At 37.7% G+C, this 16,182-nt stretch carries 18 protein-coding genes; all 18 read right to left on the bottom strand.

Translation table 11 applies throughout. The features are described from left to right. Positions 1–25 precede the first annotated feature (25 nt). On the bottom strand, positions 26–1,945 hold the full coding sequence (gene nuoL, locus FHR29_RS24395) for an NADH-quinone oxidoreductase subunit L (protein ID WP_183917877.1): 1,920 nt from the start codon (positions 1,943–1,945) through the stop codon (positions 26–28). 32 nt (positions 1,946–1,977) lie between these two features. Next, positions 1,978–2,307 carry an NADH-quinone oxidoreductase subunit NuoK gene (gene nuoK, locus FHR29_RS24390; protein WP_132769964.1) on the bottom strand — a complete coding sequence of 110 codons (330 nt, stop codon included), beginning with the start codon at positions 2,305–2,307 and terminating at the stop codon, positions 1,978–1,980. Continuing rightward, a complete protein-coding gene (locus tag FHR29_RS24385) occupies positions 2,307–2,804 on the bottom strand; it encodes an NADH-quinone oxidoreductase subunit J (RefSeq protein WP_132769965.1) in 498 nt (165 codons plus the stop codon). The genes nuoK and FHR29_RS24385 overlap by 1 nt, the downstream gene beginning before the upstream one ends. Before the next feature lie 10 nt (positions 2,805–2,814). After that, positions 2,815–3,327, bottom strand: coding sequence for an NADH-quinone oxidoreductase subunit I (locus FHR29_RS24380; protein ID WP_021190697.1), 513 nt, complete (start codon positions 3,325–3,327; stop codon positions 2,815–2,817). A gap of 12 nt (positions 3,328–3,339) precedes the next feature. Then, positions 3,340–4,380 (bottom strand): NADH-quinone oxidoreductase subunit NuoH, encoded by a 1,041-nt coding sequence (gene nuoH / locus FHR29_RS24375; RefSeq protein WP_021190698.1) that lies wholly within the window; start codon positions 4,378–4,380, stop codon positions 3,340–3,342. Position 4,381: 1 nt separating this feature from the next. Then, entirely contained in the window at positions 4,382–5,395 is a 1,014-nt protein-coding gene (locus tag FHR29_RS24370) for a 2Fe-2S iron-sulfur cluster-binding protein (protein ID WP_183917876.1), read from the bottom strand. 27 nt (positions 5,396–5,422) lie between these two features. Then, positions 5,423–6,778, bottom strand: coding sequence for an NADH-quinone oxidoreductase subunit NuoF (gene nuoF, locus FHR29_RS24365; protein WP_132844361.1), 1,356 nt, complete (start codon positions 6,776–6,778; stop codon positions 5,423–5,425). A gap of 1 nt (position 6,779) precedes the next feature. Further along, positions 6,780–7,298 carry an NAD(P)H-dependent oxidoreductase subunit E gene (gene nuoE / locus FHR29_RS24360; protein ID WP_132844363.1) on the bottom strand — a complete coding sequence of 173 codons (519 nt, stop codon included), beginning with the start codon at positions 7,296–7,298 and terminating at the stop codon, positions 6,780–6,782. After that, positions 7,291–8,526, bottom strand: coding sequence for an NADH-quinone oxidoreductase subunit D (locus FHR29_RS24355; RefSeq protein WP_021190702.1), 1,236 nt, complete (start codon positions 8,524–8,526; stop codon positions 7,291–7,293). The genes nuoE and FHR29_RS24355 overlap by 8 nt, the downstream gene beginning before the upstream one ends. A gap of 20 nt (positions 8,527–8,546) precedes the next feature. Then, positions 8,547–9,050: an NADH-quinone oxidoreductase subunit C gene (locus tag FHR29_RS24350; protein WP_183917874.1), complete on the bottom strand. Its 504-nt coding sequence runs from the start codon at positions 9,048–9,050 to the stop codon at positions 8,547–8,549. Further along, on the bottom strand, positions 9,043–9,594 hold the full coding sequence (locus tag FHR29_RS24345) for an NADH-quinone oxidoreductase subunit B (protein WP_132769974.1): 552 nt from the start codon (positions 9,592–9,594) through the stop codon (positions 9,043–9,045). The genes FHR29_RS24350 and FHR29_RS24345 overlap by 8 nt, the downstream gene beginning before the upstream one ends. 102 nt (positions 9,595–9,696) lie before the next feature. Then, positions 9,697–10,074 carry an NADH-quinone oxidoreductase subunit A gene (locus tag FHR29_RS24340; RefSeq protein WP_183917872.1) on the bottom strand — a complete coding sequence of 126 codons (378 nt, stop codon included), beginning with the start codon at positions 10,072–10,074 and terminating at the stop codon, positions 9,697–9,699. Between the two features lie 103 nt (positions 10,075–10,177). Then, positions 10,178–11,896, bottom strand: a complete 1,719-nt coding sequence (locus FHR29_RS24335) for a tetratricopeptide repeat protein (protein WP_132769978.1) — start codon at positions 11,894–11,896, stop codon at positions 10,178–10,180. Between the two features lie 26 nt (positions 11,897–11,922). Then, complete coding sequence (locus FHR29_RS24330; protein WP_183917870.1) at positions 11,923–12,858, bottom strand: PstS family phosphate ABC transporter substrate-binding protein; 936 nt, start codon at positions 12,856–12,858, stop codon at positions 11,923–11,925. A gap of 300 nt (positions 12,859–13,158) precedes the next feature. After that, on the bottom strand, positions 13,159–14,046 hold the full coding sequence (locus FHR29_RS24325; RefSeq protein WP_021190707.1) for an energy transducer TonB: 888 nt from the start codon (positions 14,044–14,046) through the stop codon (positions 13,159–13,161). 36 nt (positions 14,047–14,082) lie between these two features. After that, the gene (locus FHR29_RS24320; RefSeq protein WP_021190708.1) at positions 14,083–14,637 is read right to left on the bottom strand and encodes a biopolymer transporter ExbD; all 555 of its coding nucleotides are present in this window, start codon (positions 14,635–14,637) and stop codon (positions 14,083–14,085) included. 24 nt (positions 14,638–14,661) lie between these two features. Then, positions 14,662–15,321, bottom strand: coding sequence for a biopolymer transporter ExbD (locus FHR29_RS24315; RefSeq protein ID WP_021190709.1), 660 nt, complete (start codon positions 15,319–15,321; stop codon positions 14,662–14,664). 98 nt (positions 15,322–15,419) lie between these two features. After that, on the bottom strand, positions 15,420–16,182 hold a 763-nt coding region (locus FHR29_RS24310; protein WP_260292896.1), incomplete at its 5' end, for a MotA/TolQ/ExbB proton channel family protein.

Here is a 16,182-nt window from a genome sequence, read left to right as displayed (position 1 = left end):
TGATGATCAAATAGCTATTACAATGTTAAAAACTCAATAAACCGTATAAAAAGATGGCTATCGCTCCAACGACCATCAGTAAAAGATAGAAACCCACATTTCCACTTTGTAAAAGGCGAACTCCTTTTCCAGTCATAAAGGACGATTTACCAATTCCATTGACTAAACCGTCTATCCCTAAGCTATCAACTATTCTTGCTAGAAATACGGAAAGCCAATTAATCGGTTTTATAATTAATAATTCATAAATCTCATCCACATAAAACTTATGGTAAGAAAGTTTTGCAAGGCCTGTTCTGCTCACCTGATCATGCTCAGGAACCGATCCTTGTTTCACATATTTGTTATAGGCAACAAATGCCATAACCAAAACTCCTACTACAGAAACTCCCATTAACATATATTCAGTACTGTGGGTTATTGTATGCATGTGTTGCAAACTTGCTCCATCAGCAAATACAGGAGACAAAAATGTTGCGAGCCAAGCCTGACCTCCCAATGCCTCAGGAAGATTAAACGTACCACCAAAGATAGACAGCACAGCCAACACGATTAATGGTAAAGTCATGGATTTAGGCGATTCATGAAGATGATGTTTCTGCTCCTCCGTACCCCTAAAAGAACCAAAGAAAGTTAAATAAATCAACCTAAACATGTAGAAGGAAGTCATCAATGCCCCAATAAACCCCAATACCCAATAAACTGGATTAGCAGCAAAAGCATGTGCTAAAATCTCATCTTTAGAGAAAAAACCAGCAAATGGAGGTATACCTGAAATGGCAATGGTACCGATCAGCATGGTCATATACGTGATGGGTAAAGCCTTTTTAAGACCTCCCATTTTTCGCATGTCTTGCTCATCACTCATACCATGTATCACAGAACCTGCACCCAAGAAGAGTAAAGCCTTAAAAAAGGCATGTGTTAAAACATGAAAGAAAGCACCTGTAAATGCACCAACTCCTAATCCCAAGAACATATAACCCAATTGTGAAACTGTAGAATAGGCTAACACCTTTTTAATATCGTTCTGTGTCAGCGCAGTTGCTGCAGCAAATAGAGCGGTACAAACGCCGATTATCGCAATGATCTGAAGCGTCAAAGGTGATAATACAAATAAGATATTTGAACGGGCAATCATGTAAATCCCTGCGGTGACCATCGTTGCTGCGTGTATTAAAGCAGAAACGGGAGTTGGACCAGCCATCGCATCGGGCAACCAGGTAAATAAAGGAATCTGAGCCGATTTACCGGTTGCTGCTACAAAGAGTAATAGCGTAATGGTTAAAATCGTCACATCTCCTACAGGAAAGCTTTTTGCTGACTGAAACACGGTAGAAAATTCCAAGGATCCAAAAGTATTTAAGATAAAAAAGATCGCAATTAAGAAACCTAAATCTCCGATACGATTCATCACAAAAGCTTTCTTAGCCGCGGCACCATAATCACTGTTTTTATACCAAAACCCGATCAGTAAATAAGAACAAAGTCCAACACCTTCCCAACCAATAAACATGACCAAATAATTGGATCCCATGACTAAGATCAACATGAAAAAGATAAAGAGATTTAAATAAGCAAAATACTTTGCAAATCCTCCATCATGTTGCATATAACCTATCGAATAGATATGTATCAAAAAGCCAATTCCTGTCACTACTAATAACATAATCGCACTTAAAGGATCCACTAAAAAGGAAAGTGAGACTTCCAAATTCCCGATTTTAATCCAATCAAATATATGTTGGCTAATCCTACCTGTTTCACCAAGTGCACGCGCCTCATAAATGGATACAAAAAGAGTACAGCTCAATAAAAACGAAATAAATACGGTACCGCTACCGATAAATCCAACTAAACTTTTTGAAAGCACCTGTCGTCCTATTCCATTGATGACAAAACCAATCAACGGCAATAAAGGAATTAACCAAATTAAATCATGCATAGCTACTATCTTTCTTTTTTTAATGCTTTAAATTACCAACGAAGTTTATGTAGTGATTCAATGTCTATCGACTTCGTATTGCGATACACCATAATAATAATAGCTAGACCCACCGCCACTTCGGCTGCTGCCAGAGCCATAATAAAAAATACAAAAACCTGTCCCGAAGCATCACCATGATGAACAGAGAATGCTGCTAATAAGAGATTTACTGCATTTAACATCAATTCAATTGACATCATCATAATGATAACATTACGACGTATCAATACTCCGATCACGCCAATCGCGAAAATCAATCCACAAAAAATCAGATAATGATTTATAGGAACACCTTGTAATTGTTGAACTGCTGTTTCCATCATATTTTTTTTGGTTCTTTTTTCCCCAATAATACTGCTCCAATAATAGCCGTTAACAAAAGAATTGAAGACAATTCAAACGGGAGCAAAAACTCTTTAAATAATACTTTTCCCAAATTTTTCACCAGCCCAATATCAGGATCTTTAGCGACCAATGGATTGGAGATGTCAAAAACTCGTAATGCACCAAAAAGAACAACAACAAGACAACAACCAGCAATAACACCCATCATTTTTACAAGATTTGATTTCATGGGTTCCGTATCCTTATTCAGATTCAGTAACATCAACACAAATAGAAAAAGAACCATAATAGCCCCCATATAGACGATAAAATTAACCGCAGCAAGGAATTGTGCATTAAGTAAAATATAATGAATGGTAAACGTGAAAAACGTAATCACAAGATATAAAACACTATGCACAGGATTTTTCGTGAAGATGGTCATCAGCGCGAAAAAAATCGATAAGAAAGCAACTAAATAAAAAACAGTCATAGGTTTGTGGTTAACTATTCAATTTTGTAATATCAAATTTTGGCTCTACCAATTTATCCTTACCATAAATAAAATCTTTACGAAGATAATCGGCAGTAACATGTGGACCATCCAAATAAATGGCTTCTTTAGGACACGCCTCTTCACATAGACCACAAAAAATACAGCGCAACATATTAATCTCATACACGGCGGCATATTTTTCTTCACGGTACAAATCCTTTTCTTCGTTAGTTCTCTCCGCAGCAGTCATAGTAATGGCCTCCGCAGGACAAGATAGGGCACATAAACCACATGCTGTACATCTTTCACGTCCCTCTTCATCTCGCTTTAAAGAATGTTGCCCTCGAAAGTTCTTAGAATAAGGACGCTGTTCCTCTGGATATTTAACAGTTGGTATTTTCTTAAAAAAATGCTTTAGAGTAATGGACAAACCTTTTATAATAGCTGGAAAATAGATCCGCTCCATAAAATTCATTGGTTGTTGTGCCAAAACTTTTTTTCTATTACTTAATGGTTGCATAACGGTTCCTTTCTATGAAAAATATGTATCCTTAATCAATGTAATTATTCCCGTCAACACAATATTTGCAATTGCTAAAGGAATCAGCATTTTCCACCCTAAATTCATCAGTTGATCGTATCGGAATCGTGGCAAAGTCCAACGCACCCACATAAAGAAGAAGATAAATGCAAATATTTTGACGAAAAATGCGAGAACGCCTATAATCGTTATCCAATTTTCAGACAGTCCTAAGTCGTGCATGAAAGGGAAGTTATATCCTCCGAAATATAATGAGGCCATCAATGCTGAAGACACAAACATATTGATATATTCTGAAAACATGTACAGTCCCAGTTTCATGGAAGAATATTCGGTATGATAACCTCCGACCAATTCGGTCTCACATTCTGGCAAATCAAAAGGAACCCGGTTACACTCAGCAAAAGCACAAACCATAAAAATGATAAATCCTAAAGGTTGCGCCCAAATGTTCCAATTCAAAAAACCTGATTGCTGGGCAACAATATCTCTTAAAGATAGCGATTGCGTCACCATCAAAAGTGCTATAATCGAAAGCCCCATAGCAATCTCATAACTGATACTTTGTGAAGCCGCTCTAACAGCTCCCATAAGCGAAAACTTATTATTGGAAGCCCAGCCACCTAACATAATACCATACACGCCAAGTGCAATAACACCGAACATATAAAGAATGCCCACATTGACATCGGCAACCTGCAGTGAAATAACGCGATCACCGATCGTTAACGATTGCCCCCAAGGTATCACCGCAGAACTAATGCAGGCAGTAATAATAGCGATCGTGGGTCCAAGAATAAACAAGGCTTTGTGCGCTCCGGCGGGAATTATTTCCTCTTTAAAGAAAAACTTACCACCATCACATAAAGGTTGTAATAAACCAAATATTCCCGCTCGATCAGGACCATAACGATCCTGCATAAAGCCGGCGATCTTACGTTCTGCCAATGTTGAGTACATCGCAATCACAAGCGTGATCACAAAAACTAAAGTAACAAGGACGAATTTTTCTATGACAAATGACAACTCCATATTATTTCAATTTTTCTGTTCTAGCCAACTGTTCTAAATTTTGTTCCTGCAGTACAGGATCTATTTTGATAACAGCTGGTGGATTAAAGCGTGTATAATGATTAGATGCAATCACGGACTGGTCACTAATTGGGGTAGGTTCCTCTAACTTCCAGTCGATGGTTTCTTTTTTATCATACCGACAGGTATTACAAATAAATTCTTCTACCTCTCCAAACTCATCTTTGCGTGCAGTGACACGTATCACGTCAGATCCTTTGTACCATAAAGTCACCTTGCCCGAACAAGTTGGGCAATCGCGATGAGCATCTACCGGTTTTGTAAACCAAACCCTATTTTTAAAGCGGAATGTTTTATCTGTTAAAGCCCCCACAGGACAAACGTCAATTACATTTCCTGAAAAATCATTCTCTACCACATTTTGAATATAAGTTGAGATTTCGGAATGATCTCCGCGGCCAATGATACCGTGCACGCGTTTATCAGTAATCTGATCTGCAACAAACACACATCGATAGCACAAAATGCATCGATTCATATGCAGTTGAATTTTATCTCCTATATCAATACGTTCAAATGTTCTTCGATCAAACTCATATCGCGTCTGCGCAGAGCCGTGCTCAAAACCTAAATCTTGCAATTTGCATTCTCCAGCCTGATCACAAACAGGACAATCTAGAGGATGATTAATCAGTAACATCTCCACAATCGCTTTTCTTGCTTCCACAACATCTGGAGAAGTGATGTTCTCTACTTCCATTCCATCCATCACAGTCGTACGGCAGGATGCGACCAACTTAGGCATGGGACGTGGATCTTTTTCAGATCCCTTCGAAACTTTAACTAAGCAGGTACGGCATTTACCACCTGTACCTTCCAACTTAGAATAATAGCACATAGCTGGAGGAACGATATCGCCACCAATTTCACGTGCTGCATTCAAAATTGTTGTTCCTGGCGCTACTTCTACAGGAATACCATCTATAATAACTTTCAATTTTACCTCTTCTGCCATCTTCGTATCGCGTTTATCACAATCTAATTAAGAAACAATCGGTACTAAAGGATCTGCATAATGCGCCAATCCAAAATTACGAGTCAATGCATCCTCCGGATGATTGATATGCCATTCAAACTCATCTCTAAAATGGCGTATGGCCGCAGCCACTGGCCATGCCGCAGCATCACCTAACGGACAGATCGTATTTCCTTCAATACGTCTCTGAATATCCCAAAGCAATTCAATATCAGATAAATTGCCATGTCCCATCTCGATCTTGTGCAACACTTTCTCCATCCATCCTGTTCCTTCTCTACAAGGAGAGCACTGCCCACAACTCTCGTGATGATAAAAACGGCTAAAATTCCACGTATTGCGCACAATACACTGATCCTCATCGAAAGCAATAAAACCGCCTGATCCCATGGAACTTCCTGTTTGGAAACCTCCATCAGCCAATGATTCATAAGTCATTAAGCGGTTATTGCCATTTGCTGTTTTTAAAATTAAATTCGTTGGTAAAATAGGAACTGATGAACCGCCGGGGACTACCGCCTTTAACCTTTTCCCATTTGCGATGCCACCACAATACTCATCTGAATAAATAAATTCTTCTACAGATAAGCCTAAATCAATCTCATATACACCTGGCTTTACTAAATTTCCACTGGCCGAAATTAATTTTGTTCCTGTACTCCGCTCTATACCTATCTTCGCATATTCTTCTCCACCATCATTAATAATCGGAACAGTCGCGGCAATCGATTCAACATTATTCACTACTGTAGGACAGCCGTATAATCCTGCTATCGCGGGAAAAGGAGGCTTTATCCTCGGATTTCCTCTTTTACCTTCCAAAGACTCCAATAAGGCAGTCTCTTCACCACAGATATAAGCTCCAGCTCCCGGCTGTACATAAATTTCTAAATCATAACCTGACCCCAAAATATTCTTCCCCAAAAACCCTGCAGCTTTCGCCTCCTCAATGGCACGTTCAAGAATACGGATCTGAGGCATCATTTCACCTCGAACATAGATATAAGAAGTCTTAGCTCCTAAAGCATAGCTAGAGACAATCATTCCCTCCAACAAAGCGTGAGGAATATGTGTCATCAAATAACGGTCCTTGAAAGTACCTGGCTCAGATTCATCTCCATTACACACTAAATAACGAGGAACACCTTCCGGTTTTGCTAAGAAACTCCACTTCATCCCAGTAGGAAAACCAGCTCCACCTCTTCCACGAAGGCCTGATTTCTTAACTTCTTCAACAACATCATCAGGGGACATCGTTTTGAGTGCTTTTTCAACCGCCCGATATCCGCCATGTTGACGATAAACATCAAAAGTTTGAATCCCTGGAACATCAATATGTGTTAACAAAAGTTTACGCGCCATATTATTTAGTTTTTGAGCTTAAATCATCTATTAATTGATCAACACGATCTTCAGTTAAGTTTTCGTAGAAAGTGTATTCAGGTCCGATCTGTAAGACAGGTCCATAGCCACAGGCTGCTAAACACTCGACTCCTCTCCATGAAAACAATCCATCGGCCGTCACTTCTCCTTCTTTAACACCCAATTTATGTTCAAGATGGCTCATAATACGTTCCGCTCCGACCAGGCAACAGGGACCAGTTCTGCATATTTCCAAAACATACTTCCCTTGTGGTTGCAATAGATACATCGTATAAAAAGAAGCAACTTCATAAACTTCGATAGGCTCTATACTTAAATAATGAGCGATCTTATCCATAGCATCAGGACTTAACCACCCAAACTCCGCTTGTACTAAATGCAGTATAGGAAGCAATGCCGATTTTTGTCTCCCTTCCGGAAAACGTCCCACTACTTCAGCAAATTGATTTAGCAATGTTGAAGAAAACTCAACATATTCATTATTTTTTATACTAAGCATCTAATTCTCCTGCAATAACGTTAAGACTACTCATATTAAGAATCGCATCCGAAAGCAACATTCCTGCACTCATCGGAGCAAACATTTGGTAATTGACAAAGGAAGGCCTTCTGAAATGTAAACGATAAGGGGTACGACCACCATCGTGTACCAGATAAAATCCCAATTCTCCATTGGCACCTTCGACAGCATGGTAAACTTCAGCCTTAGGGGTATCAACTTCTCCCATCACAATTTTAAAATGATAGATTAATGCTTCCATATTGGTGTACACCTGTTCTTTTGGAGGTAAATAAAACTCCGGTACATCAGCATGAAAAACTCCCTTAGGTTCTTTCTCTATTTTAGCTAAAGCCTGTTCAATAATGCGTAAAGATTGCCACATTTCTTCATTACGCACCATGTAGCGATCATAAACATCTCCTTTTGTACCTACAGGGATATCAAAATCGAATTCATCATAGGAACAATAGGGGTTTTGAACCCGAATATCATAATCCACACCTGTAGCACGTAAAATAGGGCCAGACCAGCTATAATCTAAAGCTTCTTCCGGCGTAACGGCCGCAATTCCAGATGTTCGCTCTATAAAAATTCGGTTTCGGTCAAATAGCTCCATAAATTCTGTCAGAACCGGAGGAAATCTTTTTAAAAACTCTTCAATCTTTGCAAATGCAATGGCATTAAAGTCTCTTTCAAAACCACCGATACGACCAATGTTAGTCGTTAAACGGGCACCACATATTTCTTCAAAAATTTCATATATAAACTCCCGCTCCTGCATAACATACAAAAAGCCTGAAAATGCCCCGGTATCAACACCGAGAATACCATTACAGATAATATGGTCAGCAATACGAGCCAATTCCATTACGATAACCCGCATATACTGGACTCGCTTTGGAATCTCAATTTTTAATAACTTCTCAACGGTCATATGCCAGCCCATATTATTAATGGGGGCAGAACAATAATTCAATCTATCGGTGAGAGGCGTAATCTGATAAAATGGTCGATGTTCAGCAATTTTTTCAAATGCCCGATGGATATAACCGATTGTTGAAACACCACTAACAATACGTTCACCATCAATTTGAACTACATTTTGAAATACACCATGAGTTGCAGGATGTGTAGGACCAATATTTAAGGTTATTAACTCATCCTGGGGATCATTATCATCGTAAACAGGTTTATTTGGGGATATCTTGGTAATATAATCGTTCATAACTGGTTTCCTTTCTAACGTTAACGTCCAAAATAGAGATCTTTCTTGTCTACACGGTTGGGGTCTTCTAAAGGGTATTCCTTCCGCATAGGATAAACCTCCATCTCATCTACATTTAATATCCTCCTTAAATCTGGATGACCTAAAAACTGTATACCATAAAAATCATACGTTTCTCGCTCCATCCAATTTGCACCTTTCCAAATGGTAGTTGCCGTAGGAATTTCCGGATTTTGTCCGTCTATCGCCACTTTAATCCGAATCCGAATATTATGCACGAGGCTATTGAGATGATATACCACTTCAAATGACTGTTTCTGCTGAGGATAATGAACTGCCGTAATATCTGTTAAGTGAATAAACTGCAATTCCGCATCATGTTTCAAAAAAGTCAACACAGCATGAATAGCATCAATATGTACATTCACCGTTAATAGATCATAGTCATCAACCAGTTGTGACACATCAGAACCGAATGTAGAACCCAACTTCTCCCACAAATAGGTATTATCTAGCTTATTCATAAGTTTCAATTCCGTATTTTTCTAATAAAGCGCGGTATTCAGGTGTATTTCTCCTATTCAATGATTCATTTTTAACAATATCCTGCAAGCGTAAAACGCCGTCTAATATTGCTTCTGGCCTCGGCGGACATCCGGGCACATATACATCAACAGGAATAATTTCATCGATTCCCTGTAAGACAGAATACGTATCAAAAATCCCTCCGCTTGAGGCGCATGCACCAACCGCAATCACCCAACGAGGTTCAGCCATTTGCATATATACCTGTTTTAAAACAGGAGCCATCTTTTTAGCAATGGTCCCCATCACCAATAACATATCAGCTTGGCGAGGAGAAAAACTTGGTCTTTCTGCGCCAAAACGAGCAAGATCATATGTTGAACCCATTGTAGCCATAAATTCGATCCCACAACAAGAAGTAGCAAAAGGCAAAGGCCATAAAGAATTTGAACGTGCCAAACCAATCGCTTTATCTAAACTCGTGGCAAAAAAACCAGCGCCCTCAACTCCCGGAGGTGCTTTGGCCAACTTAATATCGCTCATGGAAATATAATTTAAAGTGGTTTACAGTTGTGTGCTATCGCACATATCAAAACTAACATTTTCTAGATAAAAATCAAGCCGTTAGCGCAATTTAGAACTATTCTAATCCCAGCTTAAGGCTTTCTTTTTAATGACATAAATGAAGCCTAAAAGCAACATAGCCATAAAAATAAACATCTGGATCAAACCTTCAAATCCAAATTCTCGAAAATTAACTGCCCACGGATACATAAAGATAACTTCGACATCAAAAATGACAAACAAAATAGCAACAAGAAAATACTTAATCGAGAAAGGCTGTCTTGCATTTCCAACAACTTCAATACCCGACTCAAATGAACTAAGCTTATTTGCAGTTCTTACTTTTGGGCCAATGAGATGTGTGATGATGATCGTTCCAATACCAAATCCAGCAGCAACAATGAGCTGAAATAAAATTGGCAGATAGTCAATAGGTGCACTCGCACTAACTTGCTCCATATCAAAATGTTTATATTGGTAAAACCTAAATTTAAGAAAAATATAGCTAAAAACAAAAAAGGGGAGAACAAATGTCCTCCCCTCTTTCTTAAAAATAATACGCTTATTTTATCCCTTCTAAATAAGATTTAGCATTCTCATTTTCAGGGTCTAATTTCAATACTTCTTGGAAACTAGCTTTTGCTTTAGCCATTTCATTTTTACTGTATTGGAAGAAACCAATATAAGTGTAAGCATCGATTAAATATGCTTTATTTTTCTCTTGTGTTCCTCTTTCGTTGATAACCTTAATTAATTTTTCGAAAGGAGCCACAAAATCACCCTTTGGAGTTTCCAAATTATCCGTACCTAAAGCAGAAAAAGCTTTGTAGTATAGCGCTGGAACCAAGTATTTCTCTAATACCTCAGGTTTATTCGCATTTTCGATAACAGTTAACTGTGCTTGCGATTTTACAAAAGCGGCAACAGCTTGATCTTTTAGAGCTTGATCAGTTACATTACCTTCCTCATCCTTACTTTCCTGATCCTTTTTAAAGCCAATTTGGTAATTACCTTCTCCAGCATAATAATTAGAATCGAAGTAATAATCAGTATCAGGATATTTAGCAATAATCTCAAATAATGCTACTGCAGTTGCAGTCTCTTGATCTTGATATTTTGCAAATGCTGTTTCAGCAACCTCTGCTAACAATTCTTTATCTTGATCAATTGCTTTTTGAATAAATACAATACCCGATTCCACTTTATTATTAGCGACATCAGATAAACCTGCATACATATTATCCAAAGGAATTACACGTAGAGGATCCATTTTTGCAAACATCTTTTGGATATTCTCAGATGCTTTAGCGTAGTCTTTATTTCTAAAAGCATTGTATGCTAAATAACGATAGATCTTAGGATCTACATCTGGATTTTTCGCTAATTCTTCAGAAACTGCTCCTAACTCATCATATTGTCTAGCATAAACCAAGAAATCGGCATAACGGATCTTTGCTTCCAAAGAGTTATCGCCATTGACTTCTAAATACTTTTTATATTGCTCAACACCTTTTTTATTTAATTCCACATACTTCTCGTCAGATGTGCCGGGTGCTTTTGACCACATATTGTAAGTCTCCGCCAGTTCACGGTATGTCGGAGCATAAGTAGGTGACGCTGTAGTAATCTCAGTCAATTGAGCAACTGCCTCATCAAAAGCTTGTGCACCACGAACAATTACTGCAAGTCCAATTTTAGCGCGAGTTGAATTCGGATCCAAATCAGTTGCTTCACTATAACTTGAGTAAGCGCTACTTGCTTCCTTCAATCCTCTATAAGCATCTCCCAATGCCAACGGAATAGCGGCATCTTTAGCATTCTTTGCTTTGGCTTGTGTTAAATAATCCAACGCTTTCGCATAGTCTGGCTCTGGCGCCTTAATATAAGCACGACCAATTTCCAACAATTCTTCGTAATCTTTTTTCTTTAAGTTTGCACTAGCTGCCGAAAATTTAGCTTCAGCGGAAGCTTTATCTTTTTTCAACAAATCAATGTAGCCTAAACCAACGTTATTAATCTGTGATTTTGGATCAGCAGTCAAACCTTGATTGAAGAAAATTGCCGCAGAATCAGGCTTATCATTGACTAAATAAATCTGACCTAAATAGAAGTAATTATCACCAACCTTAGCTTGTTTACTTACTAATTGTTGCAAAATTGTTTTTGCTTTACCGTAGTTTTCTGTTTCAATAGCCGCTCTAGCATCCTTTAAACTTTGTGCACTTGCTGTGCCAACAGAACCTGCTAATAACAGACTAAATAATAATTTACTGTTTGTCATAATCTATTGTTGTACTATTTTATACTCTAATTTAAACTGTTTTCTTCTCTAATAATAATATCACGTCCCGGCATTGTTGCAGGCAAAAGTCCAGCTTTTAAAAAAATACGCTGACCTCTATCTCCTGTCAAAAAGGCACTGAAGCCTAGGCCTAAGCCCATGTTCGGTTGATAATTCAATACATATATAGGCCGTGTAAAAGGATACACACCTAAAGATATATTGGATTGCGAAGGTTTGTAGAACAAACCGTCTTTCTTAGCTCCTAAAGCATTTTCTACGCTCAATGTACGAATTTTATTCAATAATTCAGATTTTTTTTGAGTCATATCCAATATCCAATTGAAACCTACAATTCCGATACTTCCTTTATTCTCACTCACATATTTGATCACATCAATATTATTCTCTAATGCAGAAATCGCTGTTGGATCAATTTTATCGATAGATAAATATTCCTTTAAAAATCGTAAAGTACTTGAGTTTGCATTATCAAAAACTACTTTGTACTTACCTTTAAGTGTGCCGTTTAACAATGATTTAACGTCAGAAAGTGTGATGATAGTATCTGCATCACCAACATTATTTATCAAAGCGATTGCATCACTCCCAATTTGATATTCCTTTGGAACAATTTTTCGGTCCTTAAAGTTTTTCCCCTCAGCGGCTGTCAACTTACGTGTTAAAATAATCACATTTGAAGTATCCGCCAACAAAGCATTTATGGCTTTAATTTCAGGTTTGGCCAACAATTGAATAGTAGCATCTGAGTATGAACTTTGAAATACATCAACCTGTTCTTTAATGATTGGATACAAGGTCTCATCAACAAGCACATTTACCTTACCACGCAAGATATCCTCGCTGGGAGCTGTTGGAGCTTGCTTCCCATTACGATTACAACTCACTAACATTAAAACTCCAAAAATTGAAAATAAAATTATTTTTAAGCTGTTTTTCATAGGGCAATCATTTAATAAATAGGTTGCAAAAATTAAGGCAATTCTAATTTCGTAATGAGACTAGTTAAAATTACTTTGCCACAATCTGACGAAACGAAGGAAAGAATAAACAATCAGAACAACTCCAAACAATGTTCTATACGTTGGATTGATGTCCAAGGGTAAATCTTTCCAAAAAATAACCAGTAAGCCCAGCCCAAAATATAGGCCAAACATAAATAGTCCTAAAATAGACAGAAATCGCTTTATAGGCGATTTCTGTCTGTAATTTGTATTATTCGAATTAAAGTTCGCCACTAATTACTGATTTTGTGTGTTTAAGCGAATAGGTAATGTATAAGCTACACGAACAGGACGACCATTTTGAATACCTGGTTTCCATTTCTTAGCTTTTTTCAACATTCTAACTGCAGCATCACCAGTTCCGTATTTAAGATCGCGTTTTACAGAAATATCTGTTAAACTACCATCTTTTTCAACAACGAAAGATACTTCAACTACACCCATGATACCATTTTCTAAAGCTCCAGAAGGATATTCATAAGTTTCTCCTACCCACTTCATAAAAGCAGCCATACCTCCAGGAGGCAATGGTTGAACCTCTACTGCATTGAAGGAAATTAATCCATCTGGATCACCATTTGGATCACCTTTCTTAACACCTGTAATAGCACCATCCTGTTTTTTAGTACCGAACTCACCACGAGCTACTGAAGAACCTGTTGCGCTACCTTTTAAAGTTAAACGAGCAGGAGTTTTTTTATCATCCTTAAACTCTTCTTGAGCAGCAACTTCTTCTTTCACTTGTGCAGCCGGAGCTACTTTTGGTTCTGGAAAACGTACCAAATCTTCTTTTGGTATGTCCATAGCCACTTGCTGAGGCTTCTCCTCCTCAATCGGAAGTGGTTCTTCTTCTTCTGGTTCAGGTGGTTTAATTTCCTCCAAATCCTCTAAAGTCACTTCAGTAACAACTGGAGGGGCTTCAACAGGTTTATCAGGAAATAAGCTACCTCCAAATAATCTAAGAAGACTCAATAGTACCACAGCAACAACTACAGCCAACAAACCTACGTTTGTAGCTTTAGGAGCAAGCTTACGAAGCTCGTAAGCACCATACTCCTTGTTTCTGCCTTGAAATACTACATCAAGCCATTCCTTTTTAAAAATATCTAATTTTGACCCAATCATATTTCTATAGTTTTCGTGATTTCTATAATAACTAACTTAGTCATTATAAATATTATCACGTTTTAAAACATCTATTTCTTCAGGACTAATCTTCGCAATCATATAACGCTTAATATCTACAATCTTCATCTCATCAAGAATATCAACAAGATCTTTTTGTGTAGACATATCACTAGGTCTGATAATCACGATTACATCTTTTCCGCCAGAAACACGAGGAACGTAAGCTTTTTTCTCAATTAAAACCTTGCGTATTCCATCTGCTCCGAAACCTGTAACCGTTGGACCTTCAATAGGTGCTTTTACCTGTCCATAATACCAAGAAACTTTGTTGTCAGATCCTAATAAAATCGTTACGGAACGGTTATCTGCTGTTAGTACTTCAGATTGTTCATCCTTAATTTTATTTTTATCAGGCATCGCAACGTCCATTGCTTGTGGTTTATTTAAAGACGTAGTTAACATGAAGAAGGTAATTAATAAGAATGCTAAATCTACCATGGCTGTCAAATCGACTTTACCACCGTTTTTCTTAGATCTTACTTTTCCGCCTTTGCCACCCTTACCACTGTCTTGATTTAATTCTGCCATTTATGTCTTTTTATTAAATCAACATTATTTATCTTCAGCACGTAAACCAGTAATGAAACTGAATTTATTTTGCTTTTGATTACGTAATGTTTCGATTACCGCATTAATTGAAGGATACTTTTCCGTTGCGTCAGCTCTGATAGCAATTTTCAATGGTCCTGGATAAACAAAATCCTTTTCCCCTTCTTTTGCCTTATTTACCTCTTCTGCAGCTAAACGTGCTGTTTGTATCCATTGGTATAATTCATTAGATAATGTTTCTGTACTATCGACAGGAATACCATTCTGAACACCAGGCTCAAGACGTTTGCTTGGCTCCATTGCCAACACTTGCTTGATCGCTTTCATAGGAGTACCGACATTTTCCATCAACGCAAACTGGTCGTAATCTTGTTGAGAAAAGTTAACGCCATATCTTGATGACATTTTCTCTAAAGTTTTAACCCTAACATCGCGGTCTGTCGCACCAAAAAATATTTTACCTTTATCTCCAACCGTAATAATACCTACGTTTGAATCTGGTAATTTATCTTTCGTGGTAGACGCCGGCGTATCAACCTCGAATGCTTCCGGTTGTTTCGCTGTAGATGTCATTACGAAGAATGAAAGAAGCAAGAATGATACGTCACACATCGCGGTCATATCAATGGATGTACTGGCTCTTTTTATTTTTGCTTTACCCATTTTAAACTTCTTTATAAATTAATTATTCAATCTCTTTCTATATGATGCTAATGAAACAATTATTCCATAAAATAATTTTCAAAAACATCATATAATTACTATTTGTGGTTCGCAGCGTATGTTTGTACGATTGAGAATCCAGCTTCGTCGATTGAATAAGTTAATTTATCAATTTTAGCTGTTAAGATATTGTACATTACAATCGCAATTGTAGAAGTACCGATACCTGTCGCTGTATTGATTAGGGCCTCAGAAATACCATTTGCTAATTTAGCTGAATCAGGAGTACCACCTGTTGCTAACGCACTGAAGGCCTTGATCATACCTGTTACTGTACCTAATAAACCTGTTAATGTACCGATAGAAACTAATGTAGCGATTACGTTTAAGTTTTTCTCTAACATCGGCATTTCTAATGCTGTTGTTTCTTCGATCTCTTTTTGAATCGCAATTGTAGCTTTTTCTGTATCTACAGCAGTATCAGCAGAAACTGATTTGTATTTTACTAAACCAGCTTTGATTACGTTTGCAACAGAACCTTTTTGTTTGTCACACTCAGCAATAGCTGAATCTAAATTACCGCCATTAATTAATACTTGTACTTTTCTTACGAAATTACCAACATTTCCTGTTCCAGAAGCTTTTCCAATTACAATGAAACGCTCAATAGAGAATACCCATACCATGAAGAATAAACCTAATAAAACCGGTACTACAGCACCTGCGTGATAAACCATTCCTAAATAGTTACCTGGTAAAGGTTGGTTCTCTGGATTATTATCAAGAAAGTTTGAAGGACTACCCATCACAAATTTCCATAAAAGGTAACCGAGAATGAAACAAATGATAATTGCAGCTTGA

This window comes from Sphingobacterium sp. JUb56, assembly GCF_014191365.1.
Classification (GTDB): Bacteria; Bacteroidota; Bacteroidia; order Sphingobacteriales; family Sphingobacteriaceae; genus Sphingobacterium; species Sphingobacterium anhuiense.
Note: the sequence above shows the minus strand (reverse complement) of the source record. Positions and strands in the feature narration are given on the sequence as shown.